The organism is Amycolatopsis sp. NPDC005232, from assembly GCF_040607795.1.
Classification (GTDB): Bacteria; Actinomycetota; Actinomycetes; order Mycobacteriales; family Pseudonocardiaceae; genus Amycolatopsis.
Genome location: NZ_JBEXHL010000013.1, coordinates 63050 through 88070 on the forward strand (window position 1 = coordinate 63050; position 25021 = coordinate 88070).

At 70.5% G+C, this 25021-nt stretch carries 25 protein-coding genes and 1 pseudogene; 13 read left to right on the forward strand and 13 right to left on the reverse strand.

The genetic code is table 11. From position 1 onward, the window contains the following. Positions 1-33: 33 nt before the first annotated feature. A complete protein-coding gene (locus ABZU76_RS24540) occupies positions 34-693 on the reverse strand; it encodes a DUF3159 domain-containing protein (RefSeq protein ID WP_354873779.1) in 660 nt (219 codons plus the stop codon). Between the two features lie 117 nt (positions 694-810). Then, entirely contained in the window at positions 811-1191 is a 381-nt protein-coding gene (locus ABZU76_RS24545) for an OB-fold nucleic acid binding domain-containing protein (protein ID WP_220238342.1), read from the reverse strand. A 102-nt stretch (positions 1192-1293) separates the two neighbouring features. Between ABZU76_RS24545 and ABZU76_RS24550 the strand changes: the two genes are divergently transcribed. Further along, entirely contained in the window at positions 1294-2025 is a 732-nt protein-coding gene (locus tag ABZU76_RS24550) for an alpha/beta hydrolase (RefSeq protein ID WP_354873434.1), read from the forward strand. A gap of 71 nt (positions 2026-2096) precedes the next feature. Here ABZU76_RS24550 and ABZU76_RS24555 read toward each other — a convergent pair whose 3' ends face one another. Together ABZU76_RS24555 and dut are read right to left on the reverse strand one after the other, a co-directional pair. Further along, on the reverse strand, positions 2097-2768 hold the full coding sequence (locus tag ABZU76_RS24555) for a DUF3710 domain-containing protein (RefSeq protein ID WP_354873436.1): 672 nt from the start codon (positions 2766-2768) through the stop codon (positions 2097-2099). Then, positions 2768-3271, reverse strand: a complete 504-nt coding sequence (gene dut, locus ABZU76_RS24560; protein WP_354873438.1) for a dUTP diphosphatase — start codon at positions 3269-3271, stop codon at positions 2768-2770. Before dut ends, ABZU76_RS24555 begins: the two co-directional genes overlap by 1 nt. Before the next feature lie 24 nt (positions 3272-3295). On the opposite strand from dut, the gene ABZU76_RS24565 reads away from it, so the two are divergent. Further along, the gene (locus tag ABZU76_RS24565) at positions 3296-3781 is read left to right on the forward strand and encodes a DUF3093 domain-containing protein (protein ID WP_354873440.1); all 486 of its coding nucleotides are present in this window, start codon (positions 3296-3298) and stop codon (positions 3779-3781) included. 191 nt (positions 3782-3972) lie between these two features. Here ABZU76_RS24565 and ABZU76_RS24570 read toward each other — a convergent pair whose 3' ends face one another. Continuing rightward, a complete protein-coding gene (locus ABZU76_RS24570; RefSeq protein WP_204090248.1) occupies positions 3973-4281 on the reverse strand; it encodes a DUF4193 domain-containing protein in 309 nt (102 codons plus the stop codon). A gap of 592 nt (positions 4282-4873) precedes the next feature. Here ABZU76_RS24570 and cei point away from each other — a divergent pair. After that, on the forward strand, positions 4874-5557 hold the full coding sequence (gene cei / locus ABZU76_RS24575) for an envelope integrity protein Cei (protein WP_354873442.1): 684 nt from the start codon (positions 4874-4876) through the stop codon (positions 5555-5557). 34 nt (positions 5558-5591) lie between these two features. On the opposite strand, the gene ABZU76_RS24580 is transcribed toward cei, so the two are convergent. Then, positions 5592-6413 carry an inositol monophosphatase family protein gene (locus tag ABZU76_RS24580; RefSeq protein ID WP_220238336.1) on the reverse strand — a complete coding sequence of 274 codons (822 nt, stop codon included), beginning with the start codon at positions 6411-6413 and terminating at the stop codon, positions 5592-5594. A 64-nt stretch (positions 6414-6477) separates the two neighbouring features. On the opposite strand from ABZU76_RS24580, the gene ppgK reads away from it, so the two are divergent. The 7 genes from ppgK (at position 6478) to ABZU76_RS24615 (ending at position 16365) form a co-directional block, all read left to right on the forward strand. Next, positions 6478-7239 carry a polyphosphate--glucose phosphotransferase gene (gene ppgK, locus ABZU76_RS24585; protein WP_354873445.1) on the forward strand — a complete coding sequence of 254 codons (762 nt, stop codon included), beginning with the start codon at positions 6478-6480 and terminating at the stop codon, positions 7237-7239. Between the two features lie 244 nt (positions 7240-7483). After that, positions 7484-8878 (forward strand): RNA polymerase sigma factor, encoded by a 1395-nt coding sequence (locus ABZU76_RS24590; protein WP_354873447.1) that lies wholly within the window; start codon positions 7484-7486, stop codon positions 8876-8878. Between the two features lie 634 nt (positions 8879-9512). Then, positions 9513-10490 (forward strand): ABC transporter permease, encoded by a 978-nt coding sequence (locus ABZU76_RS24595; RefSeq protein WP_220238333.1) that lies wholly within the window; start codon positions 9513-9515, stop codon positions 10488-10490. Next, entirely contained in the window at positions 10490-11485 is a 996-nt protein-coding gene (locus ABZU76_RS24600) for an ABC transporter permease (protein WP_354873449.1), read from the forward strand. The genes ABZU76_RS24595 and ABZU76_RS24600 overlap by 1 nt, the downstream gene beginning before the upstream one ends. Beyond that, complete coding sequence (locus ABZU76_RS24605) at positions 11482-13614, forward strand: ABC transporter ATP-binding protein (protein WP_354873451.1); 2133 nt, start codon at positions 11482-11484, stop codon at positions 13612-13614. The genes ABZU76_RS24600 and ABZU76_RS24605 overlap by 4 nt, the downstream gene beginning before the upstream one ends. A 53-nt stretch (positions 13615-13667) precedes the next feature. After that, entirely contained in the window at positions 13668-15350 is a 1683-nt protein-coding gene (locus ABZU76_RS24610; RefSeq protein ID WP_354873453.1) for an ABC transporter family substrate-binding protein, read from the forward strand. A gap of 76 nt (positions 15351-15426) precedes the next feature. Further along, complete coding sequence (locus ABZU76_RS24615; protein ID WP_354873455.1) at positions 15427-16365, forward strand: DUF3592 domain-containing protein; 939 nt, start codon at positions 15427-15429, stop codon at positions 16363-16365. Here the strand turns inward: ABZU76_RS24615 and ABZU76_RS24620 are convergent. From ABZU76_RS24620 to ABZU76_RS24630, 3 genes are read right to left on the reverse strand one after another with little or no spacing between them, the layout of a single operon-like run. After that, entirely contained in the window at positions 16357-17337 is a 981-nt protein-coding gene (locus ABZU76_RS24620; RefSeq protein ID WP_354873457.1) for an aminoglycoside phosphotransferase family protein, read from the reverse strand. The two genes, ABZU76_RS24615 and ABZU76_RS24620, sit on opposite strands and share 9 nt — an antisense overlap. Positions 17338-17394: 57 nt before the next feature. Beyond that, on the reverse strand, positions 17395-17793 hold the full coding sequence (locus ABZU76_RS24625) for a hypothetical protein (protein ID WP_354873459.1): 399 nt from the start codon (positions 17791-17793) through the stop codon (positions 17395-17397). A 19-nt stretch (positions 17794-17812) separates the two neighbouring features. Then, positions 17813-18022: a hypothetical protein gene (locus ABZU76_RS24630; RefSeq protein ID WP_354873461.1), complete on the reverse strand. Its 210-nt coding sequence runs from the start codon at positions 18020-18022 to the stop codon at positions 17813-17815. A 117-nt stretch (positions 18023-18139) separates the two neighbouring features. Here ABZU76_RS24630 and ABZU76_RS24635 point away from each other — a divergent pair. Both ABZU76_RS24635 and ABZU76_RS24640 read left to right on the forward strand, forming a co-directional pair. Next, a pseudogene (locus ABZU76_RS24635) lies at positions 18140-18535 on the forward strand (response regulator transcription factor); the annotation flags it as partial. A gap of 56 nt (positions 18536-18591) precedes the next feature. Further along, positions 18592-20049 (forward strand): amino acid permease, encoded by a 1458-nt coding sequence (locus tag ABZU76_RS24640; RefSeq protein ID WP_354873463.1) that lies wholly within the window; start codon positions 18592-18594, stop codon positions 20047-20049. On the opposite strand, the gene ABZU76_RS24645 is transcribed toward ABZU76_RS24640, so the two are convergent. The 3 genes from ABZU76_RS24645 to ABZU76_RS24655 are packed head-to-tail and all read right to left on the reverse strand — an operon-like array spanning position 20046 to position 22992. Further along, on the reverse strand, positions 20046-20804 hold the full coding sequence (locus tag ABZU76_RS24645; RefSeq protein WP_354873465.1) for a hypothetical protein: 759 nt from the start codon (positions 20802-20804) through the stop codon (positions 20046-20048). The genes ABZU76_RS24640 and ABZU76_RS24645 overlap by 4 nt on opposite strands. Before the next feature lie 4 nt (positions 20805-20808). Beyond that, positions 20809-22161 (reverse strand): glutamine synthetase family protein, encoded by a 1353-nt coding sequence (locus tag ABZU76_RS24650; RefSeq protein ID WP_354873467.1) that lies wholly within the window; start codon positions 22159-22161, stop codon positions 20809-20811. A gap of 21 nt (positions 22162-22182) precedes the next feature. Continuing rightward, positions 22183-22992: an EamA family transporter gene (locus tag ABZU76_RS24655; protein ID WP_354873469.1), complete on the reverse strand. Its 810-nt coding sequence runs from the start codon at positions 22990-22992 to the stop codon at positions 22183-22185. Positions 22993-23332: 340 nt separating this feature from the next. Here ABZU76_RS24655 and ABZU76_RS24660 point away from each other — a divergent pair, with 340 nt between their 5' ends. Further along, a complete protein-coding gene (locus ABZU76_RS24660) occupies positions 23333-23512 on the forward strand; it encodes a hypothetical protein (RefSeq protein WP_220238323.1) in 180 nt (59 codons plus the stop codon). Between the two features lie 319 nt (positions 23513-23831). On the opposite strand, the gene ABZU76_RS24665 is transcribed toward ABZU76_RS24660, so the two are convergent. Continuing rightward, positions 23832-25001, reverse strand: coding sequence for an ROK family transcriptional regulator (locus tag ABZU76_RS24665; protein WP_354873471.1), 1170 nt, complete (start codon positions 24999-25001; stop codon positions 23832-23834). Between the last annotated feature and the right edge of the window lie 20 nt (positions 25002-25021).

The window sequence follows — 25021 nt, forward strand, 5'->3', positions numbered from 1 at the left end:
GTGAGGGGCCTTCCTGTGTCTTGGGGCAGGCCGTTAAGCCTCCGGAGTCGGCGTCTGCGCGTACTTCTCGCGCAGCCGGGCCTCGACCTCCGCGTCGGTCTCCGGCTTCGGTTCCGTCTCGCCCAGCGCCTTGAGCCGCTTGTCGGAGCGGCGGACCGCCCAGACGACCACGAGCAGACCCAGCGCGTAGAGCGGGTAACCCATGGCGATCTTCGCGAACGCGAGCCAGCCGGTGTAGTCGCTGTTGTAGAGCCAGCGCTGCACCACGAACCGGGCGGCGAAGATCACGGCCAGCGCGAGCGTGGCGACGTCGTAGCCGTAGCGCGAGGGCTTGTCCTTGCGCCAGGCCTGGCCGGCGCCGTTGAGCGCACTCCACACCACGCCGGCGATCGGCCAGCGCACGAGGATCGACAGCACGAACACGCCGCAGTAGGCGAGGCTCGCCCAGATGCCGAAGAGGAAGAAGCCCTTGGCCGAACCCGTGCGGAACGCGATGAACGCCGCGATCGCGACCCCGAAGAAGCCCGAGATCGCCGGCTGCAGCGGCTCCTTGCGCACGACCCGCAGCACTGTGATCGCCACGGCGCTGCCGACCGAGCCCCAGATGGCCGCGGTGAGCCCGAAGAAGGCGTTCACCAGCACGAAGACGATCACCGGCACCGACGAGTAGAACAGGCCCGACACGCCGCCCATCTGTTCCAGCAACGTGGGTTCGGGCTTCTCGGTGTCGTTGTCCGTGTCGTGCTTTTCGTCCCCGCCTTCGGGCACGTGCGTCTCGTCGCGGGGAGCGGGTTCAGTCACGGGAGTCGATCAACCTACCGGGCTCTGGAGTTCGTAGTACGGGTTGTACAGCACCTTCTGGCCGTCACGCTCTGCCATCCGGCCGCGGACCTTGATGGTCCGACCCGGCTCGATACCGGGGATCCGGCGTCGGCCCAGCCAGATTAGCGTCACGCCCTGTGTCCCGTCGAACAGCTCGGCCTGGAGCGTCGGAGTTCCCTCGCTCGGGCACAGCTCGACGCTGCGAAGCCTGCCGAGCACTGTCGCCTCTTCGCCGGACCGGCAGTCACAGGCGCGGCGAGCACCCTCGGCCCCGGACCTCTCGGACATCTCGTCGGCGTCGAGGTCCTCGACGTCGCTGGTCAGCTTGCGAACCAACCGGCTGAAGTAGCCGCCGTCCTTGGCGGACATGGTGTGCTCCTGTGCTCCGGGGCCTCCGACTTCGCGGCCCGTGCGTAATCCAGCGTAGCTGTGGTTCACATCAGCGAAACGGGTTTGCGCCAAGATCGCAACGTGACGTCCGCAATCCGGAACCTCCCTGTGGTCCTGCTGCCCGGTACGGGGTCCGACGAGGTGTTCGTTCAGTCGGTGTTCACCGGCCCGTTGGCCTTGGTGGGCGCCCGGCTGATCGCGCCGCCCCCACCGCCCGGCGCCGCGCTCGCCGACGGGTACCTCGAAGAGCTCGACCGGCTCGCGCGCGTCCACGGATCGCTGATCGTCGGGGGCGTCTCGTTCGGCGCGCACCTGGCCGCGGAGTGGGCAGTGGCCAACCCGGGCCGTTGCGAGGGGCTGGTGTGCGCGCTCCCGGCCTGGAACGGCGAACCCGGATCAGCGGCCGCGGCCGTCGCCGCGCGGGCCTCAGCGGATCTGGTGGCCTGCCAGGGGGTGGACGGTGCGCTGGCCGCGGTGGCCGCCGGGAGCCCGGGGTGGCTGGTCGACGAGCTGTCGCGGGCCTGGCGACGGCACGGCGACGAGCTGGTGGCGGGGCTGCGGGTCGCGGCGGGACGGCGGGCACCGTCGTTGACGGAGCTCGCGACGGTCGCCGTGCCGGCCGGGATCGGCGCGTGCGCCGGAGACCTGGTGCACCCCGTGACGGTGGCCCGCGAGTGGGCCGGGGTGCTGCCGAGGGGCGAGCTGGGCGTGGTCGAGCTGGCCGCCTTCGGGCGGGACCGCGAGGTGCTGGGGCGCGCGAGCCTGGTCGGGTTCCTGAAGGGCTGGTTCGGGTCCGCCGGAGACCTGCGATGAAAACCAGGTGGTGAAAAGAAATGAAGGAAGGCCCCGGCACGGGAGTGCCGAGGCCTTCCTTCGCTTGGCTGTCAGCCTTCTTGCTGCTCGGCGATGTGCTGCGCGACGGCGTCCGGGAGCGTGATCGGGAGCGGGGTGCGTACCGGCATCGGGGAGTCGCCACGATCGACGATGGTGTGGCGCACGATCATGCGCAGCACGTCGGGAGCCTGCGCGGACTGCGACTGCGGGCCGGCGATCACGCCGCGCAGCATCCAGCGCGGGCCGTCCACGCCGACGAAGCGCAGCGCGACGTCGCCGACGATGGCGGACAGCTCCAGGCCCCACTCGCCGCGACCGACCGTCACCTTCGCGCCGTCGGCTCGCAGCTGGTCGGCCAGCTCGGTGCCGACCTCGCGCCACAGACCGCCGGAACGCGGCGCCGCGTAGGCGCTGACGGTGATCTGGCCCTGCTCGGTCACCACGTGGACCGCGCGGACACCGCCGGCCTCCGGGTCCATCTCGACCTGCACCTGCGAGCCGTCCGGGACCGGGACCCGCACCGAACCGAGGTCGATGCGCGGGATGCCGTCCTCTTCGGCGTCGGCGACGTCGAAGGGCCCCTGCTCGGTCTCCGACAGCTGGTTCTCGGGTTCGATCGCGTCGTCGGCGTTCGCCCCGGTGTCGCCCGCGGCGCCGTCGGCGGACTCGGTCGCCCCGTCGACCCCGCTGTCGGACTTGCGCTTGCGTCCGAAGATCCCCACTACTTCTCCGTTCCTTCCCCAGTGCCCGCGTCCGCGCCGGGCACGTCCGGGACCAGTGTGGCGTGCCCGCCCGTCGAGCCGTAACCACCGGCGCCACGTTCGGTGTCGCCGAGCTCGGCAACCTCCACGAACACGGCCTGCTCGACCCGCTGGATCACCAGCTGCGCGATCCGGTCGCCGCGCGCGAGCACCACCGGCTCTTGAAGATCATGGTTGATGAGGCAGATCCGGATCTCACCGCGGTACCCCGCGTCGATCGTGCCGGGGGTGTTCACCACCGAAAGCCCCACGCGGGCCGCGAGTCCCGAGCGCGGGTGGACGAACCCCGCGAACCCCGGCGGCAGCGCGATCGCGACACCGGTTCCCACCACCCCGCGTTCGCCGGGCCCGAGCACGATATCCGAGGTGGTGACGAGGTCGGCGCCCGCGTCGCCGGGCCGCGCGTACGCGGGCAACGGGACGCCTGGGTCGAGCCGGGTGAGGAGTACCTGAACGCTGGACACGGGCGGCGAGACTACCCTTGTCGCGTGGCTGACACCGTGAACACCGCCGTGAAGCGCGGACTGGCGCACTCCGAACGGCTGTACGTGCCGTTGTGGGGCTGGCCGCTGCCGATGCTCGGCGCGATCCTGCTCGGCGTGGAGATCCACCTCGGGTACCCCTCGATCCCGGTGTGGATCCCGTTGCCCATCGCCATCGTGGTGATGGGTGCGCTGGTGCTGTCGCTCGGCCGCTCCCGCGTGCGCGTGACGGGCGGTGACGAGCCGGAGCTGTGGGTCGGCGACGCGCACCTGCCGCTGCGCTTCGTCGGCGTGGTCGAGATCCTCGAGAAGGACGACAAGCGCCGCGCCCTCGGGCGCGACGGCGACCCGGCCGCGTTCGTCCTGCACCGCGGCTGGGTGGGCCCGGCGGTCCGCGTGCAGCTCACGGATCCGGCCGACCCCACGCCGTACTGGCTGTTCAGCACGCGCAAGCCGAAGCGCGTCGCCGAACTGCTGCGCGCCCGTTCCTGAGCGAGAGCGCCGCCGCGTCCGCGGAACCGGTCCCGCGGACGCGGAAGGGGGCCGGCCTGGTGGGCCGACCCCCTTTATCCAGCTCGCGAGCGAGCTTCCCCGGACCGCCGCGACTGTGTTTCCCCTGAAAAACCTGTGTTTCCCTGAAGTCCTGTACGAGATCCCCGTACGCCGTCAGGCGCAGGCTGTGCTCAGGCGCAGTCGCGACAGATCAGCCGGCCGCCGTTGTCTTCGGCGAGCCTGCTGCGGTGGTGCACCAGGAAGCAGACCGAGCAGGTGAACTCGTCAGCCTGTTTCGGCACGACCTTCACGGTCATGTCCTCACCGGAAAGCCCGGAAAGGTCGGCACCAGGAAGCTCGAAGTTCTCGGCGTTCGCGTCCTCGTCGACGTCGACGACGCCGGACTGGTTCTCGTTCCGCCGGGCCTTCAGCTCCTCCAACGAGTCTTCGGCCAGCTCGTCGGCTTCGCTGCGGCGCGGAGCGTCGTAGTCGGTAGCCATGTGTCCCTCACCCCTGCGAATCAGCTTGTCTTGTTCTTCCGGTCCCCCGGGCGTACCCGTGAGCCGGTCGTGCCGCTGGTCAACGTTCCAGGGCCCCTGTTTGTGCCCGGCGCCCGCAGTGACCGAGGTCTCAGCCAGGTGCCCCTCTTCCTGCGGCCGGAGCCCGGGAAGGGTAGCTCACCGTTCGCCGAGCTCCGCACCGAGTCGCGCATTGCTTGAATTTCGTCACCCGACAGGGGGAATCCGCAGGTGAGACGGCTGGCGTCCGTCGAGGTTGCCCACGGGTCGCGAAGATCACCCGGCAGCGTTGTCCGCTTGCTCCCGCGGAGGTCTCCGTGGTGCGATCGGCGGACCGGCGATTCGCGGCCCGGCCTCGGCGGGGACGGGGCGGGCACAGGGTGACCCGCGCCACCGGGTGCGGCGCGGAACGCCTAGGCTGGGCGGCCACGGCGGCCCTCACAGCGTCGCCTGGTACACCGGGGACGACACCGGGGGACGACATCGACCGGGGCGCGCGGCGCCACGGGGTTGTGGGGTCCTGCGGGGCGGGGTCCGCGGACGGGGTTTCCGCGTTCGGGAAGGGACGGGGCAGGTGGCGTCGGGGAACGGCTCGGGGGACCGTGGTGCGCGGCCTTATCGCAAGCACCGGCCGCTGCCCGCGCTCATCGTGATCGGGGTGCTCGCCCTCGGCGCGGTGTTCGTGTGGGTGAACGCCGTGGTCGATCGAGGGGACGTCGACGAGGCCGTGCTCTGCACGCCGGCCCCCACTCCGCCTCCGGGCACCACTTACACGACCGTGGCCCACAACGGCCTCGACGACCGCTCCCCCGTGCCCCCCGACAAGGTGGCGCTGAAAGTCCTCAACGCCAGCACCACGCGCGGCCAGGGCGGCATCACGACCACGGCCCTGCGCGAGCTCGGCTTCACCGCCATCGGCGACCCGGCCAACGACCCGGCCTACCCCAAGGGCGACGCCAAGTGCCGCGGCCAGATCCGCTACGGCGAGAACGGCGCCGCGGCCGCCCGCACGGTGAGCCTCGTGGTGCCGTGTGCCGAACTCGTGCGCGACAACCGCAAGGACGCCAGCGTCGACCTCGTCACCGGCACGCTCTTCGACGACGTCCGCCCGCGCCCGGAGGCGCGCCAGATCCTCCAGAAGCTCGCCGACTGGTCCAAGTCCCACCAGGGCGGGGGCGGCAACGAGCAGTCCTCGGGCCCCGGCGCGCCCGTGATCGACCAGACGATGCTCGCCGCGGCCCGCGACGTCGCCTGCTGACCCTGGACCCCCGGGCGGGGGTCCAGGGCGGGCGTCAGACGCTCTTGGCGTCCAGCGAGGCCAGCACCTGCCGCAGCGGCTCCGCGATGCCGGGCGCCGCCGCGAAGGTCACGTCCTCGCCCAGATCGGGTGCCGAGCCCGGCAGGAGGATCGTCGCGCCGGCCTCGGCCGCGACGAGCGCCCCGGCGGCCCAGTCCCAGCGGTGCAGGCCGTGCTCGAAGTACGCGTCGAGCCAGCCCGCACCGACCGCGCACAGCTCCAGCGACGCCGCTCCGCCGCGGCGGATGTCCCGCACGTGCCCGAGCAGCTCGCCCGCGAGCGCGCCCTGGCGCACGCGACGATCGCGCGCGTAGGCGAACCCGGTGCCCACCAGTGACAGGTCCAGGCGCGTCGGCGAGGACGCCGACAGGCGCCGGCCGTCGAGCCAGGCGCCCTGGCCCCGCGCGGCCGTCCAGCGGCGGCCGCTGACGGGTTCCACGACCGCGCCGGCCACTGACACCCCGTCGACCTGCGCGGCCAGCGACACCGCGAACGCCGGCAGCCCGTAAAGGAAATTCACGGTCCCGTCGATCGGGTCCACCACCCACGTCACGCCGGACCCGGCCGCGGCGCCGCCGCCCTCCTCCCCCAGCACCGGTTCGCCCGGGCGCAGCTCGGCCAGCCGCTCGCGCACCAGCTCCTCGGACTCCTTGTCGATCGCGGTGACCACGTCGGTGTCCGCCGACTTGGTGTCCACGCGGACCACGCCGCCCGCCTGCATGGCGGTCCAGGCCGCCCGCACCAGCCCGGCCGCCTCGACCGCCACCTGCTCCGCAACGCTTTTCAGCAACGACTCGTCAGCTCCCACGTCGGACATGTCACCACATCCGGTTAAAGTCTCCGGAGCAGACATCTGAATCGTGCGAGAAGGGACCACGTCAGTGACGGCGACCCGAGGTTTCGGAATCGACATCGGCGGCAGCGGGATCAAGGGCGCGCTGGTCGATTTGGAAACGGGACAGCTCATCGGCGAGCGACACCGGATCGAGACGCCGCAGCCGTCGACGCCCGACGCCGTCGCGGACGTGGTGGCCGAGATCGTGCACATCGCGGAGTGGGACGGACCGGTCGGCGTGACACTGCCGGCGGTGGTCAAGAAGGGGGTCGCGCACACCGCGGCCAACATCGACCACGCCTGGATCGGCACGGACGCCGACGCGCTGTTCGCCAAGCGGCTCGGCAAGAGCGTCGCGGACGTGGCGATGCTCAACGACGCCGACGCGGCCGGCATGGCCGAGATCCGCTTCGGCGACGAGGCCGCGCGCACCGGCGTCACCGCGCTGCTGACCTTCGGCACCGGCATCGGCAGCGCCGTGTTCCACGACGGCAAGCTCGTGCCCAACACCGAGTTCGGCCACCTCGAGGTCGACGGCCACGACGCGGAGAAGCGCGCCGCGGCGTCGGTGAAGGACAACGAGGGCCTGAGCTACCACCAGTGGGCCAAGCGGGTACACCGTTACCTGACCGTGCTGGAGAATCTGATCTGGCCGGATCTGTTCATCGTCGGCGGCGGCGTGAGCAAGAAGGCGGAGAAGTGGGTGCCGCTGCTGGACGTCCGGACCCCGGTGATCGTGGCTTCGTTGCAGAACAACGCGGGCATCGTCGGCGCCGCCGCGGCCGCGGTCGAGGGCATCGCGCACTGACCCGGACCCGCCCGTGAACGGCCGCGAAACCTACGCGCGGGTCACGGGAAGGTCACGTACAGGTACCGTGCGGCAGGCCGGAGGGTGATCGCTTCGCGACGCACTGCCCGGCCGTCGTTACAATGGAACGCGGCCCACGGCTGCGGGAGTGAAAACCGCAGGCCGAGGCGTGTTCCCCGAATGTGAGGCAGCCGAGGTGGCGATACCTCGGCTCGTCATGATCGACCGCTGCGAAAGGGCGTAAGTGGCAGCCGCAAGAACCGCAACCCGAAGCGGGACGAAGACAGCGACCGCAGCCGGCGAGCCGGCCGACGAGGCAGCCACCGGCGCGGCGAAACCCAAGACCGCCGGCGCGAAGAAGGCTCCGGCCAAAAAGGCGCCGGCCAAGAAGGCCACCACCAAGGCGTCCAAGACCGAAGACGGCGACCCGGACGGCCCGGTCGACCTCGACGAGGCCGAACTCGACAGCCCGGACCTGTCCGACCTGGAAGAGGTCGAGGTCGACGTCGTCGACGAGACGGTCAACGACGAGGTCGCCGAAGAAGACTCCGACGACTCGGAAGAAGAAGCCGAGGGGACGGAGACGCCCGCCGCGCGCCGCCGTAGCAACGCAGCCGCCGAGAAGGGGCCGAAGTCCGCCTCGGACAACCCCGACTTCGTCTGGGACGAGGAGGAGTCCGAGGCGCTGCGCCAGGCGCGCAAGGACGCCGAGCTCACCGCTTCGGCCGACTCGGTGCGCGCCTACCTCAAGCAGATCGGCAAGGTCGCGCTGCTCAACGCCGAGGAGGAGGTGGAGCTCGCCAAGCGCATCGAGGCGGGTCTCTACTCCGCCGAGCGCGTGCGCACCGCCGAGGACGAGGGCGAGAAGCTCGTCACCCAGATGCGCCGCGATCTCAAGTGGATCGTGCGCGACGGCGAGCGCGCCAAGAACCACCTGCTGGAGGCGAACCTCCGGCTCGTGGTGTCGCTGGCGAAGCGCTACACCGGCCGCGGCATGGCGTTCCTGGACCTCATCCAGGAGGGCAACCTCGGCCTGATCCGCGCGGTGGAGAAGTTCGACTACACCAAGGGCTACAAGTTCTCGACGTACGCCACGTGGTGGATCCGCCAGGCGATCACCCGCGCGATGGCCGACCAGGCCCGCACCATCCGCATCCCGGTGCACATGGTGGAGGTCATCAACAAGCTCGGCCGTATACAGCGCGAACTCCTTCAGGACCTCGGCCGCGAGCCGACGCCCGAGGAGCTCGCCAAGGAGATGGACATCTCGCCGGAGAAGGTCCTGGAGATCCAGCAGTACGCGCGTGAGCCGATCTCGCTGGACCAGACCATCGGCGATGAGGGCGACTCGCAGCTCGGTGACTTCATCGAAGACTCCGAAGCGGTCGTCGCGGTCGACGCGGTGTCGTTCACGCTGCTGCAGGACCAGCTCCAGTCGGTGCTGCAGACGCTGTCCGAGCGCGAGGCGGGCGTGGTCCGGCTGCGCTTCGGCCTCACCGACGGCCAGCCCCGCACGCTCGACGAGATCGGCCAGGTCTACGGCGTCACGCGTGAGCGCATCCGCCAGATCGAGTCGAAGACGATGTCGAAGCTGCGGCACCCGTCGCGATCCCAGGTCCTCCGGGACTACCTGGACTGATCGCTCGGTCTCGACGAGGAACCCCGTCACCGGAATCCGGTGGCGGGGTTCTTTGCTGTGCACGAAGATCCACTGGGCACCTGATCGATCGGGCGCTGATCGATTCGGGCGCTGATCGATCGGGCACGCTCCGCTCGGCACGCTTCGATTCAGCACCGGCTCGACCGGCCACTGTGGACGAAGAGGGGCCGGCGCACAGGACTGGACCTCTGCCCGGCGGGTCACCGGCAGGCGTAGAGGTCCAAACCATGACTGGTATGTCCGTTTCCAACGTTCCGCGGCCGTCTTCAACATTTCCGTCCGTCCCCGGAAACATTTCCGGAACGTGATCCGCGGTATTCACCCACACACCCACCGCGACGAACCGCACGTAGTGAATACCTCGCGGCCCCCGTCCACCGCAACAGCCGAAAGTCGGTCCTTCACGTGCCTGCGGCGGAAATCGTGATTATTTGGTTGCCTGGGAACGAAGATCGGAGGGCCTTCTCCGGATTATGCTGCGCCGACAACGAGCGTCAGCAGCATTCGGAAGGCAGCACCGGCTAGTGTTTTCGACGAAAACTCAATGGGGCGAGAGTCAGGCGTGGCCGTCGGTACGGAGTGGAACCTCCGTTCCCGGTGAATCGAGGAAACTGTGATCGGCTTCCTCCTCCGCCGCCTCGTCAACTACGTGGCATTGTGCCTGGTCGCCACCTTCGCGGCCTTTTCCTTGGCGTCGCTGGCTTTCAGCCCGCTCGACGCGCTGAAGCTGCGGAACCCACCGGCTCCGCAGTCCACTATCGACGCCAAGGCGGCCGAGCTCTACCTGAACCAGCCCATCCCCGAGCGCTTCTTCACCTGGCTCGGCGGAGTGCTGCAGGGGAACTTCGGCCGCACGGTCGCCGACCAGCCGATCACCGACGAGCTCTTCCGCCGTGCCGGCGTGAGCCTTCGGCTGTTCTTGCTGGGCATCACGATCGGCATCATCATCGGCGTGCTCGTCGGTGTGGTGAGCGCGATCCGGCAGTACAAGGTGAGCGACTACGTGGCCACCACGTTCTCGTTCGTCGTGCTGTCCACCCCGGTCTTCGTGATCGCCACGATCCTCAAGGCGGGCGCCCAGTCGGTGAACGACAACCTGCTCGGCGGGTACCAGTTCTTCATCGTGCAGGGCGAGACGAGCGGGATCGACGGCAGTTTCGGCGACGTGCTGCTCGACCGGTTGCAGCACATCATCGTGCCGACACTGGCGATCGTGCTGACGCAGGTCGCGTACTACAGCCGCTACCAGCGTTCGGCGATGCTCGACGTGCTCGGCTCCGACTTCCTGCGCACCGCTCAGGCGAAGGGCCTCACCCGCCGGCGCGCGCTGTTCAAGCACGGCCTGCGCACGGCGCTGATCCCGATGGCGACGCTGTTCGCGTTCGGCTTCGGCCTGCTCATCACGGGTGGCATCTTCACCGAGCGGATCTTCGGCTGGTACGGCATGGGCGACTGGCTGGTGACCGGGATCCAGAAGCAGGACACCAACATCGTCGCGACCGTGACGCTGTTCATCGCGATCTGCGTGCTGCTGGCCGGGTGGCTGGCCGACGTGCTCTACGCCGCGCTCGACCCGAGGGTGAGGATCTGATGGCCGCTCCCGTGAACGAGGCCGACATCGCCGATTCCGCCGTGCTGGCGGTCGACCCGCGCAGCGAGGCCGAAAGCAAGTCGTCCAGCCGCGGAAAGCTCGTGCTGCGCCGCTTCCTGCGCAACAAGCTCGCGGTCATCTCGCTGGCCGTGATCGTGCTGTTCTACGTGCTGGCCTTCACCTACACCTGGTACACGCCGTGGTCGTACGACGAGCTCGACCCGCTGTCGAATCTGCTGCCGCCGGACGGGAACCACTGGTTCGGCACGAACCAGATCGGCGGCGACATGTTCGCGCAGACCATGCGCGGGCTGCAGAAGTCGCTCACGATCGGCCTGCTGGCCGCGCTGTTCTCCACCGGCGTCGCCTCGATCGTCGGCGCGGCCGCCGGCTACTTCGGCGGCTGGACCGACCGCATCGCCATGTGGGTCGTGGACCTGCTGCTGATCCTGCCGCCGTTCCTGATCATCTCGATCCTCTCGCCCGCCTTCCGCGGCAAGACGTGGGTGATCCTGGTCGGCCTGATCGCACTGTTCCAGTGGATGATCACCGCCCGCATCGTGCGCGGCATGACGCTGACGTTGCGCGAACGCGAGTTCGTGAAGGCCGCGAAGTTCATGGGCCAGCCGTCGTGGCGGATCATCGCCAAGCACATCGTGCCGAACATGGCCTCGCTGCTGATCATCGACGCGACGATCAACGTCGGCGTCGCGATCATCACCGAGACCTCGCTGTCGTTCTTCGGGTTCGGCGTGCAGTCGCCCGACGTCTCGCTCGGCACGCTCATCGCGAGCGGCACCGACGCGGTGCGCACCTTCCCCTGGCTGTTCTACATCCCGGCGGGCTTTCTCGTGGTCACCGTGCTCGCGGTGAACTACGCGGGTGACGGCCTGCGCGACGCGCTCGACCCGTCGTCGAGCCGGTCGCGGCGCAAGGAGCGCAAGCGCATCGCCGAAAAAACGAAGTCCCCCAGCACCACAGGAGCCACAGCATGACCGCCTCGCTCGCACTGGGCGCGGAGACCGAGAAGCCCACCGGCACGGTCCTGGAGGTCGCCGACCTCGACGTGTCGTTCCCGTCCGAATCCGGCCGCGTGCACGCGGTCCGCGGGCTCTCCTACCAGGTCGCGGCCGGCGAGGTGCTGGGCATCGTCGGCGAGTCCGGTTCCGGCAAGTCGGTGTCATCGCTCGCGGTCATGGGCCTGCTCCCGCCGCAGGCGCGCATCTCCGGCTCCATCCGGTTCCAGGGCAGCGAGCTCATCGGCAAGTCCGACACCGAGCTGTCCAAGCTGCGCGGCAAGAAGATCTCGATGGTCTTCCAGGACCCGCTCTCGGCGCTGACGCCCGTGTACACCGTGGGCGCGCAGATCGCCGAGGCACTGCTGGTGCACGCCAAGGGCTCGATGACCAAGCAGCAGGCCAACAACCGGGCCGTGGAGCTGCTCGACCTCGTCGGCATCCCGAACGCCGCCGCGCGTGCCAAGGCGTTCCCGCACGAGTTCTCCGGCGGCATGCGCCAGCGCGCGGTGATCGCCATCGCGATCGCCAACAACCCGGACCTGATCATCGCCGACGAGCCGACCACCGCGCTCGACGTGACCGTGCAGGCCCAGGTGCTGGAAGTGCTGAAGACCGCGCAGGAGGTGACCGGCGCCGGCATCGTGATCATCACCCACGACCTCGGCGTGGTCGCAGGGTTCGCCGACCGCCTGATGGTCATGTACGCCGGGCGCGCCGTGGAGCAGGGCCCGGTCGAGACCATCTACGCCCAGCCGCGCATGCCGTACACGCTGGGCCTGCTGGGCTCGATCCCCCGCGTCGACGCGCACGAGAAGCAGCCGCTGGTGCCGATCGAGGGCCAGCCGCCCTCGTTGGTGAACCTGCCCTCGGGCTGCCCGTTCGCGCCGCGCTGCCCGCTGGCGATCGACGCGTGCCACCAGGCCGAGCCCGAGCTGTTCACGATCACGCCGGGCAACCCGAACGCGCCGGTCGACACCACGCATCGGGCCGCCTGCATCCGCACCGAGGAGCTCGCCGGCCCCAAGGCCGACGCGGCCGAGGTCTACGGCGCCGAGGTGATCGAGGAGGCGGCGGTCGCGAAGCTGCCGCGCGCGCAGCGCACCGCCGTGCTCGACGTGCAGGACCTGCAGAAGCACTACCAGATCACCAAGGGCGCGGTGCTCAAGCGCAAGGCCGGTGTGGTCAAGGCGGTCGACGGCATCAGCTTCGACATCGTCGAGGGCGAGACGCTGGGCCTGGTCGGCGAGTCCGGCTGTGGCAAGTCGACCACGCTGATGGAGATCCTCGAGCTGGCCGCACCCCAGAACGGGTCGGTGGCAGTGCTCGGCCGAGACGTCGCGAAGCTGAACGGCAAGGGGCGCAAGGAGATCCGGCGCGACCTGCAGGTGGTGTTCCAGGACCCGATGGCCGCGCTCGACCCGCGACTGCCGATCGGCGACATCATCGCCGAGCCGATGGTGACCCACGGCTACGGCAAGGCGCACATCGCCAAGCGCGTGCCCGAACTGCTCGGGCTCGTGGGGCTGCGCGCGGAGCACGCCGACCGGTACCCGGCGGAGTTCTCCGGCGGGCAGCGCCAGCGCATCGGCATCGCCCGGGCACTCGCGCTCGAGCCGAAGCTGATCGTGCTCGACGAACCGGTGTCCGCGCTGGACGTGTCGATCCAGGCCGGCGTGATCAACCTGCTCGATGAGCTGAAGGCGAAGCTCGGCCTGTCGTACCTGTTCGTGGCCCACGACCTCTCGGTGATCCGGCACATCGCCGACCGCGTGGCCGTGATGTACCTCGGCAAGATCGTCGAGATCGGCGACGTGGAGACCGTCTTCGACGCGCCGCAGCACCCGTACACGCAGGCGCTGCTGTCCGCGATTCCGATCCCGGACCCGATCAAGGAACGCGAGCGGACCCGGATCATCCTCACCGGCGACCTGCCCAGCCCGGCGAACCCGCCGTCGGGCTGCCGGTTCCGCACGCGCTGTTTCGTGTTCTCGCAACTGTCCGAACAGGACAAGCAGAAGTGCATCGACGTCGAGCCGCCGCGCGAGTCCCGTGCGGACGACCACGACGTCGCCTGCCACTACGCCAAGACCCGTGAAGTCGTGTAGCCACGCATCCGTTGGCACACAGGGAAAGAAAGGTAAACATGATGCGACGGAGAATGGCCGCAGTCGTGGCTCCCGTTGCCGCTCTGGGGCTTCTGCTCGCCGCCTGTGGCGGTGGCACTTCCAGCAGTGGTAGCAGTGGCCTGCAGGACGCCGGCACGCAGCAGGTCAAGACCGCGGACATCAATGCGATGCCGGTCGACCAGCTCAAGGACGGCGGCGACTTCAAGTGGCCGGTCGACCAGCTGCCCGACAACTGGAACTACAACGAGGTCGACGGCACGGTCGCCGACGGCGCTTACATGGACGGCGCCATCATCCCCTACCCGTTCCCGCAGAACGCGGACGCGTCGGTGGGTGTCGACCCGAGCTACCTCACCTCGGCCGAGGTCATCAGCACCGACCCGCAGGTGGTCGAGCTGAAGATCAACCCGAAGGCCAAGTGGAGCAACGGCCGGCAGTTCTCGTGGGAGGACTACGCCGCGCAGGCCAACGTGCTCAACGGCAAGAACCCCGCCTACCAGGTGTCGGGTACCACCGGGTACGAGGACATCGCCAAGGTCGAAAAGGGCACTGACGACCAGGACGTGAAGATCACCTTCGCGAAGAAGTTCGCGGAGTGGAAGTCGCTGTTCAGCCCGCTCTACCCCAAGGAGCTGAACGCCGACCCGGACACGTTCAACAAGGCCTGGGCCGCCAAGCCGCTGATCACCGCCGGCCCGTTCAAGGTCAAGAGCATCGACCAGACCGGCAAGACCGTGGTCTTCGAGCGCGACCCGAACTGGTGGGGCCCGAAGCCGAAGCTGGACACCGTGACCTACAAGGTCGTGGAGCGCGCCGCGCTGCCGGACGCCTTCGCCAACGGCCAGATCGACTTCTACAACCTGAACAACGACATCAACGCCTTCAAGCGCGCGCAGGCCGACCCGAACACGGTCATCCGCCAGTCCAACAACCCGGACTACACGCACGTGACCTTCAACGGCGCGTCGGGCGCGATCCTGGCCGACAAGGATCTGCGCGTGGCGATCATGAAGGGCATCGACACCGTCTCGATCAGCAAGGCGATCCTCGGCCAGATGCAGAAGGACACCACGCCGATCGGCAACCACCTGTACCTCAAGGGTTCCAAGACCTACGAGGACAACTCGGGGCCGTACAAGTACAACGCGGACGCCGCGAAGGCCGAGCTCGACAAGCTGGGCTGGAAGCAGTCCGGTGACCTGCGCGCCAAGGACGGCAAGCAGCTCAAGCTGCGCCTGGTGATCCCCACGGCGACGCCGATCAGCCAGCAGACCGGCCAGATCATGCAGTCGGAGCTGAAGGCGATCGGTGTCGGGCTGGACATCCAGGCCGTGCCGAGCACCGAGTTCTTCAAGAACTACGTCAACGTCGGCAACTTCGACCTGACGCTGTTCCGCTGGCTGTCGAACTCGTTCCCGATCGGCGGCAGCAAGGGCATCTACTACCTCGACCCGAAGAACATCAACCAGAACTACGGCCGCATCGGTGACGACAAGCTGAACCAGCTGCTCGACACCGCGGCCCAGGAACTGGACGACACGAAGCGGGCCGCGGACATCAACGCCGCCGACAAGGAGATCTGGGCCCTGGGCCACCAGCTCCCGATCTTCCAGTCGCCGGGTGCGTTCGCCGTGCGCAAGACCCTGGGCAACTTCGGTTCGCCCGGCTACGCGAACACGCCGTACGACTACACCAAGATCGGCTTCGTGAAGTAACGCTGTACCCCCGGGAGAGCGGCGCGGGCCCCGGCCCGCGCCGCTCTTTCCTTTGTAGACACCTAAGGTGGCACTCATGCGGAGTTTCCTGCGGCTGCGGCCGGTGCGCCACATCCTCGTGACGAGCGCCGTCGTGCTGGTCGCGTGCGCGGCCGTGTTCGTGTTGCAGCTGCTGGAGTTCTCCCACGCGCAGGCCGACGTCCGGGGCATCACGGCGCAGGCCACGGGCACGGTGGTGCGCGGCGGTGAAGGCTCGGCGACCGTGCGCTTCCCGGTGGCCGGCGGGTCTCTCGCGACGGCGGATGTCGCGCTCGACAGCTCGGCGCCGAAGACCGGCACGAGCGTGCCCGTGCTGTACGACCCCGCGCAGCCCTCCCGCGCGCTGATCCGCGACGCGACCCCGATCGTGACCGCCGACCGCGCGACAACCTACGCCACGGTGACCGTGGTCGCGGCCGCGGCGGTCCTGGCCGTCGATCTTTTCCTGTTCTTCACACGCTTCGTCCGGCCCGCGCGAGCCGCGGCATCGACGTCACCGATCCCGGTGCGACGGGTGAAGGTGCAACGCGGTCTGCTCACGCGGTCCTGGCTCGAAACCGAGACGGCGTCACCGCGCTGGATCCCGGTGTACTTCTCCCCCACCTTGATCGGCCTGCCCGCGCCGACGAAGGTCGTGGTCCGCGGCGACGTGCGCCGCGACCGGCTCGTCGCCGTCGAAGTCGGCGACGAGCTGCTGTACTCGGCCGGCTCGGTGCGGGCCACCGAACCGCGCGGCCGCCGCACCGACAACCCCGCCGAGCCCGACGAAGAACGCGCGCTCGCCGCGGCGCGCCCGGTGTCGCTGGCCCGCCAGTTCCGCGCCGACCTGCCGGTGCTGGCCGTCGCCCCCGTGGTCGGCGCGTTCTGGGCCTTCGTCGACGGCAGCGGCTTCAGCGGGTGGCTCGTGGTCACCGTGCTCGTCGCCGCGTTCGGGTTCTGGTGGGCCGCGCTGCGCGGCTCCGACCCGTCAGTCTGAGCCCAGCTCCCCGAGGACGACGGCCAGCTCGTCGTAGGAGTCCGCGAGCTTCTCCGCCTGGTCGAGGCGGTGGCGCTCCAGCCGCAGCGCGCCGAGGTGGCGGGCGCGGTAGTAGAGCATCCGCCGCCGGGCCTCGGGCGAGGTGTCGAGCGGGCCGTAGGCCTCCCAGAACTCGTCGCGCTCAGTGCCGGGTTTGGCCAGCGCCATGCGGATCGGCCAGTCGGCCGCCGGGTCCCCCCACGAGCTGCGGTCGTGGTCGTAGACGCCGGTGACGCGGAGATCGTCGGCGAGCATCACGTTCACCGTCCACAGATCGCCGTGGAGCAGGCGCGGTTCGGTGACCTCATCGAGCAGCGCCGAGTCGCGGGCCGCGAGCTTGCCGATCTCCCGCACGTCGGCGGCGTCGAGGCCGAGGTCCTCCAGGTCGAGCGCGTTGTCGGCGAAGAAGGCGACCAGCGCTTCGCTCCACGTGGCGAAGTGCGGCCCCGCGACCGGGCCGAAGGCGGGCCCACGCACGTCGTGCACCAGGCGCGTCAGCCGGCCCAGCTCGCGGAAGAACGGCCCGCGCTCGGCCGGCGGATACGTCGGGAGGACGTCGGGCCCGGCGCGGCCGGCGAGCACGGCCTGCACCACGTAGTCGCGCGGGAGCACCTCGTGGGTGAAGTCGGCCGCGATCGTGCGTGGCAGCAGGTGCGCGATGGGTGCGAAGTAGGGCGCCGCGACGTACTCGTTGCGCATGAACTGCCACTCGGTCCGAGTCTGGCGCGCGGGCTCGGGCGCCACGCGCAGGATCACGGGTCGGTCGGCGAGCTCCACACGGTAGGTCGTGTTGTAGCCGCCCCAGCCCAGCTCGGTCGCGCCGCGGACCACGGTCCCGGGCCCGAACACGCGCTCGCACACCGCCCGGATCTGCTCGGGGCCGAGCTGCTGCTGGAACGCCCCGATCGGGCGGTCGAGGGGGCGAAAGTCCATGGGCTCATCCTGGCAGGCCCGTCAGCGGCACTCGATCACACTCCGCACCCCGGCCGCTCAGGGCACCGCCAGGCCCTCGCGCCTCAACGACTCCTCGATGCGCAGCCGTTCGAGATCGCGGTCGATGCCCTCGGGCAGCGACTCGAGCCGGTGCTCGACGCCGACCGCGCGGCAGGCCGTCTGCAGCAGCTCGTCGTAAGCCTGGCGGGTGCCGATGCGCCGGGCCGCCGGAGTGCCGGGCGGGTACGACGCGAGCACGCGGTGCACCCGTCGCAGGTCCGCGGAGAGACGTTCGACGGGCGGGCCCGCCGGCTGGAGCCGTTCGCGGCGGCGGTCGCGCAGCCAGTGGCAGAGGGTGGGCACGCGCAGCGCGCACCAGAAGAGCGCCGAGGGAGCGAGGCTGACCACGGCGAAGAGGACGAGAGGCCCGGCCACGCTGCCGGTCGCGTCGGCCACGCGTCCAGTGTAAGCCGCGTCACAGGTGATCGCGCCGGCGTTTGCGAGCCTGTCCGGCGAACAGCACGCCCGCGCCCACCGCGAGCAGCACGGCGCTGGCCGCGATGTGCAGCTGCGGGGGCAGCAGGTGCAGCTGCACGAACCAGCTGGGGTTCGTGCAGCCGGCGAGCCGGTTGATGAGCCCGCCGGCCCCCTGGATCACGAGCAGGAGACCGAGGAGCTCGATCACGAGGTCACCTTCTGCTTGCTCGGCTCTTCCTTCTTGCCGAACAGCTCGGTCCACAGCGGACCGGCGAAGAGCCAGATGCCCACGAGGCCGCCGAGGCGCGGCAGCCACTCCCACAGCCTCGACGAGTACGTGCACGCCGCCCTGCGCGCCGGTGCCGCGGGTTTCCTGCTCAAGTCCGTCGAAGCGCCGCGGCTGATCGAGGCCGTGAAGCTCGTCGCCGCGGGCGAGGGTGTGCCGGCGCCGCAGGTGACTCGCAAGCTCATCACGGAATTCGCGCAGTCGGCCGGGAAACTCGTCACCGCGCTCTCTGGTCTGGACGACCTCACCGACCGCGAACGCGAGGTGCTGGGCTGCCTCGGCGCCGGCCTGTCCAACGCCGAGATCGGCACCCGCCTGCACATCGGCGAGACCACGGTGAAGACGCACGTCTCGCGCGTGCTCACGAAACTCGACCTCCGTTCGCGGGTGCAGGCCGCGATCCTCGCGCAGGAAGCCGGGCTCGCGCTGAACTGAAGTCCGCGTCGAGCAGCCGATCTGCAGGCCGGCCCGTGAGCTTCTAACGTTCTTCCATGGGTGTGCGGAGAACGTTGGACGTGGACGAGGTCCTGAAGCGCCAGGACTCGGGCGAGCTGAAGCGGCGGCTCAGGGGACGCGACCTGGTGGGGTTCGGCGTCGGGATCATCATCGGGACCGGGATCTTCACGCTCGCCGGCGTCGAGGCCAAGACCCACGCGGGCCCGGCGGTCACGCTGTCGTTCGTGATCGGCGCGGTCGTGGCCGGGCTCGCGGCGCTCTGCTACGCCGAACTGGCCTCCAGCGTGCCGACAGCCGGCAGCGCCTACACCTACGCGTTCGCCACGCTCGGCGAGGTGTTCGCGTGGATCATCGGCTGGGACCTGCTGCTGGAGTTCGCGCTCGGCGCCGCCGTGGTGTCGCGCGGGTGGTCCGGGTACCTGGCGAACCTCCTCGGGTTGTCGCCCACGTGGTTCGGCGAGGACGCGAAGGTCAACATCGGCGCGGTGATCATCATCGCCGTGCTGACGGTGGTGGCCGTGCTGGGGATCAAGGAATCCGCGTGGCTCACCAACGTGCTGGTGTGCGTGAAGGTCGCCGTGTGCATCCTGATCATCGTGGTCGGGGTGTTCTTCATCAAGGGCGCCAACCTGACGCCGTTCATCCCGCCGGCGCAGCCGCCCTCGGGTGGCTCGGGCGTGCTGGAACAGCCGGTGGTGCAGGCCGCACTCGGCCTCGAGCAGTCCGTGTACGGCATCGCGGGTGTCGTGACCGCCGCGGCCGTGGTGTTCTTCGCCTACACCGGTTTCGAGGCGCTGGCGAACCTCGGCGAGGAGACCATCAACCCGCGCAAGGACCTGCGCGTGGGCATCCTCGGCGCGCTGGCCGTGTGCGCCGTGCTCTACATCGCCGTCTCGATCGTGCTCACGGGCATGATCCCGTTCACCGACATCGACACCGGCGCCCCGCTCGCGGCCGCGTTCGACAGCGTCGGCCAGCACTGGGTCGGCGCGCTGATCTCGCTCGGCGCGGTGACCGGCCTGACGTCGGTGATGATGGTCGAGCTGGTGACCATCGGCCGCATCGGCTTCGCGATGGGCCGCGACGGCCTGCTGCCCAAGGCCATCGGCACCACCCACCCGCGCTGGGGCACCCCGCACCGCATGACCATCCTGGGCGCCATCCTGATCGCGGCGCTCGCGGCGTTCGTGCCGATCTCCGCGCTGTCGGACATGGTCAGCATCGGCGCCCTCTCGGCGATGATCATCGTCGCGCTGGCCGTGCCGGTGCTGCGCAAGCGCCGCCCTGACCTGAAGCGGCCGTTCAGCGTGCCGTTCTCCCCCGTGGTACCGATCATCGCCGCGGTGGCGTGCTTCTACCTCATGCTGAACCTCGACGTGCTCACCTGGATCCGCTTCGCCGCGTGGCTCGTGCTGGGCTTGCTGATCTACTTCTTCTACGGCCGCAAGCACTCCCGCCTCGCGCCGGGCAACCGGGCCGGGTCGACCACCTAGGCGAAGCCGGGCCGCAGGCCCGCGCCGGCGACCGCTTCGGCGAGCTCGCCGGCGTGGGCCGCGTCCGCGACGAGCAGCAGCACTCCCGAGGCGGCCAGCGCGGCCGTGACCCATTCCGCCGGCTGGTCGTGGATCCCGTTGTCTCCCAGCGCGGCGTAGGTGTCCACAACGGACAGCAGTGTGCCCTCCGCGCCGATCCGCACGCCGGCCACCAGCACGTGGTGGTGGCCCGGCGGGCGCCACCGGTTCGTCCACAAGGGAGGGACGCCGGTGTGGAGGTAGTCGAGCAGCGCGCGTTCCGGGGTGTCGGGCGAGCCCAGCTCGGCCGGGTCCAGCCGCGCGAGCACCGCCACTCGCGGCAGGTCCCACAGCGCCACGAGCAGGTCGACCAAGGCTTGCGGGGACCACTCCCCTGTCGCCGGGACGACCCGCAACCGCCTGCCCGACAACGCTTCCACGGCGGCGGCCAGCGCTTGCGGCTCAGTACCCGCCGTCGCGGCGTCGCACGGGACGGGCAGCCGGAAGTCGTCCCGGTTCTTCGCCCCGGCCGGCGGCTCGCCCGGCGCGCGCACGGTGCCGGCCGCCACGGCGACCTCGTCTTGGTCGGCCACGGCGCAGCCGGCCGCCCGCAACACGGCCAGCGCCGCGAAGGCGGCCGAGAGCCCGTCCTTCTGCGGCAGCTCGGCGCGCGCTTCGGCGATGAGCCGCGCGGCGCCGGGCAGCCAGTGCACGGCGGAGAGCTCAGTGTCGGCCACGCGGTCAGTACCGCCAAGCGTGGGCCGCGACGATCTCCTCCGGCGTGCGGTCCGCGGCCCACGCCGCGTCCGACGCGCGGACCGCGCGGAACGCGCCCAGCAGCTCGTCGCCGAGGGCGCCCGAGACGCGGGGCGACGCGAGCAGCGCCGCGGCCTGGTCCGCAGGGTTAGCGGGCAGCGGCAGGACGCCGCGGGTCTCGCGTTCGCCCGCCGTCCAGCCGCCCGGGTCTTCGGCGATCGGCTCGGGCAGCGGGGCACTGTCCTCGATGCCGGCCATCCCGGCGGCCAGCACGACCGCCAGCGCGAGGTACGGGTTGGCCGACGCGTCGGAAGTCTTGAGCTCGACGTTCGCGTGGTCCGGGCCGAGCAGGGCCGAGCCCGGCACGTACCGCAGGGGCGCTTCGCGGTTCTCCACGCCCCAGAACGCGTACGCGCCGGCGAAGTAGCCCGGGCGCAGCCGCAGCGTGGACGGCACGCTCGGGGCCGTGACGGCCGTCAGCGCGGGCAGGTCGCGCAGCAGGCCGCCGAGGTAGGCGGCGCCCTCGTCAACAGGCCGGCCTTCACCCGCGAGCAGGTTGCGGCCGCGGCGCCGCACGGAGGTGTGCAGGTGCCAGCCGTTACCGGCGGCCGCGAGGCTGACCAGTGGCGCGAAGCTCACGGCGAGGCCGTGGGCGTGCGCGGCGGCGTGGATGGTCTGGCGGGCGAGGAGCTGGTCGTCCGCGGCCGACACGGGGTCGGTGGCCGCCAGCGACAGCTCCAGCTGCGCCACGCCGTACTCGGCGTGCAGCTGGCCGATCTCCAGGCCGTTGGCGGCGAAGTCGTGCAACAACGCGGCGACGAACCCGTCGAGGCGGACGAGCGCGTGCGGGCTGTAGGCGGGGCCGGGGTGCCCGGGGGCCGCGACGATGTCGGTGCTGCCGGCGGGCGTCACGGCGAACTCGAGCTCGTAGCCGGCACGGAACTCCAGCCCGCGCCGGCCGGCCTCGGCGACCTGGCGTTCCAGCACCGAGCGCTGGCAGTAGGGCCACGGCGAGCCGTCGGCGGCGACCTGCCGTGCGGGCGCCCAGGCGAGCGCGGGCTGGCCGGCGAGGCGGCGCAGGCGTTCGAGCACCGGCACGAGCCTGATGTCGCCGGACGGCGTCGCCAGGCCCGCGTGGCCGTAGGTGATGGCGTCGTGGCTGTCGAACACGGCGAACAGCGAGGTCGCTCCCACGCCGCGGGCGGCGGCGCCCGCGAGGCCGTGGATGGGCACGATGCGCGAGCGCGGGATGCCGTTGTTGTCGGCCCAGGACAGGTGCACCCCGCCCACCCCGGACAAGGCCAGGTCCTTCGCAACTGCCGACGCCGCCTTGGTCATCGCCACCTCCGGGGGTTCGGGTCAGTATCGCGGCTCCGGCGAGACATCGTCGAACGCGGGCTCGTCCCTGCGGCGCAGCGCGACCCCGGCGACCACCGCGAGGGTGCCCAGCGCCTCCGGCAGGCTCGGGACCTGCGCGAGCAGCGCGTACCCCGTGACGCCGGCTGTGACCGGGAGCAGCGCCAGCAGCACCGCGAAGCCGGCGCGGCCCACTCGCCGCAGCACGAACTGGTCGAGCACGTAGGGCACCACCGTCGACAGCACGCCCACGCCGATGCCGAGCAGCAGCATACGTGGCGAAGACCACACCTCACCCGTGCCGAGCGCCAGGGGCGAGAGCACGACCGTGGCCACGGCGAAGCCCACCGCGAGGCTGTCCACGCCGTCGCCGGCCGCCGCGACGCGCTTGCCGAGCACGATGTACCCGGCCCACGCGGCCGCCGCGGCCAGGGCGAACACGACACCCAGCGCGCTGCCCTCCAGCCGCACGTCGGCGATCGCGACGACGCCGACGGCCACCAGCGCCAGCGCGCCGAGGTCGCGGCGCGTGCGCGACCCCACGGCCGCCACGACCACGGGCCCGGCGAACTCCAGCGCCACGACCGTGCCGAGAGGGAGGCGGGCGATGGCCTCGTAGAAGGCCACGTTCATGACGGCGGTGACCATGCCGAACGCGGCGGCGAGCAGGAACCGCCGGCCCCGCCACGCAGCGCGGGCGGGCCGGCGCCACGCGAGCAGCACCACGGCGGCGCCCAGGCAGCGCAGCCAGGCGACCCCCGCGGGGGAGGCGTGCCCGAAAAGCCCGACCGCGATGGCCGCCCCGGCATACATCGAAATTCCGCTGAGAACGAACAAGACCGGGGCCGGAATGGCCGTCGCACGTTTTCCGGATAGCACAGAACCCACTCGCGCATGGTGCCTGACCTCGGAAAACGACTACGCACAGGCACCCTTGTCCTAAGGAGCGGGATGGGACTACGACAACTGGGGTAAATCGGCGTGACACAGGTCCCACCGGCGCGGGAACACTTGCGGGCCGCGAAACGTCTGGAACAGTGGAAGCACGAACACCGCGGAGCCGGAGGCGATCCCGCCGAGGGCGTCAGTTCCGAAGTGGGCGTAGCTGGATCTAGGTACTGGGCAACCAGTACCGGGACGGAGGGAGACCCCCATGACATCACCCACGCTCACCCGCCCCGAATTGACCGCCGTCGACCGATGCGACCGGTGCGGGGCTGCGGCTCAGGTACGCGCCGTCCTCAGCTCCGGAGGTGAGCTGCTCTTCTGCGGGCACCACGCCCGTGAGCACGAGGCCAAGCTCAAGGAACTGGCCGCGGAGATCCAGAAGTAGGGGTCTCGAGAGACCACGCCGAGACGAACGACTCGGCCCGAAGGCGGCAGGTGCCCGATGCACCTGCCGCCTTCGGCGTATCGAGACCCATTCGCGGTGAAACCGAGACCCCGGCGACTTCGCCACTTGCAACTTCACGTTTTGCACCGGGTGCTGAATTGACAATTCCTGTCCGGTCCGAAACCGCACCGAAACCGAATACCAGGCACTTCAGTGGCAAACGCCACACTCGGCAATTCCCCATGGGCAATCGCCGGGAAGTCCGTGAAGGGCACCTTGTGGGACTCGGAGTCCGGCAAGGTGCCCTTCACGAAACTGCCTAGACCGTGTCGAGGACGACCTCGAACGCCACCTCGGCGGCGCCCAGCAGCTTCACGTCCGCGCCCAGCGCCGAGCTCACGATCCGCGTCCCGCCGACGGCCCGGCTCACCAGGCTGCGCCGGCGCACCTCGGCGGCCACGGCGCGGATCACCGAGTCCGGCAGCACCGTGAGCAGGTCGCCCAGCACGACGAGCTGCGGGCCCAGCAGGTTGACCACGTTGACGAGCCCGAGCGTGAGCCACTCCGAGAACTCCTCGAGCCGGGAGAGCGCCGCCTCGGGGTCGCGGGCCAGCTCCCGCAGCTCGAACAGGATCGCGCCCCGTGCGGTGTCCTCCGGCAGGCCCAGTGCCCGGCACAGGGCCGCCTCGCCGATCTCGGTCTCCCAGCAGCCGCTGCTGCCGCAGTAGCAGGGTCGTCCGCCCGGGCGGACGACCATGTGGCCGATCTCCCCGACGTAGCCCGCACCGCCCCGCAGCGACGAGCCCTGGGCGATGACGCCTCCGCCGACACCGACGTCAGCGGACACGAACACGGCGTCGGACGACCCGCGGGCCGCGCCGCGCAGGTGCTCGGCGACAGCGCCGAGCTCGGCGTCGTTGCCGACCAGCACGGGGATGCGCAGCACGCCGGACAGGCGCTCGCCGAGGGCGACGTCGGTCCAGCGCAGGTTCGGCGCCTCGTGCACGTGGCCGTCGGCGCGCCGCACGACCCCGGGCACCGACACCCCGACGGCCACGGGCGTGACCCCGAGGTCGCCGGCCAGCACGGCGGCCGACTCGATCACGTGCGTGATCACCTCGTCCGCCTCGCGCATCCGGCCGCGCAAGTTCCAGCTGTTGCGGCCGAGGATCTGGCCGCCCAGCCCCACCAGCGCGATCGCCACGTGCTCGACCTGCAGGTCGACCGCGAGCACGACCGCCGCGTGCGGCTGGGGCAGGACCAGGAGCGAGGGGCGGCCCGCCCCTCGTCCCGGCCTCGGCACCTTCTCCTCGACGACGCCCGCTTCCGCGAGCCCGTCGACGAGGGTCTTGATCGTGCTCCGGTTGAGCCCCAGCTCCGCGGCCAGGGTCGCCCGGGTGCTCGGCCCGCCGACGTGCAGCAGACGGAGCAAGGTCGTGCGGTTGTGCCGGCGCACCTCGTCGGGTCGTGCGACGGACGAGCTCGTCACCGGCTTGAACGTGGCATCGG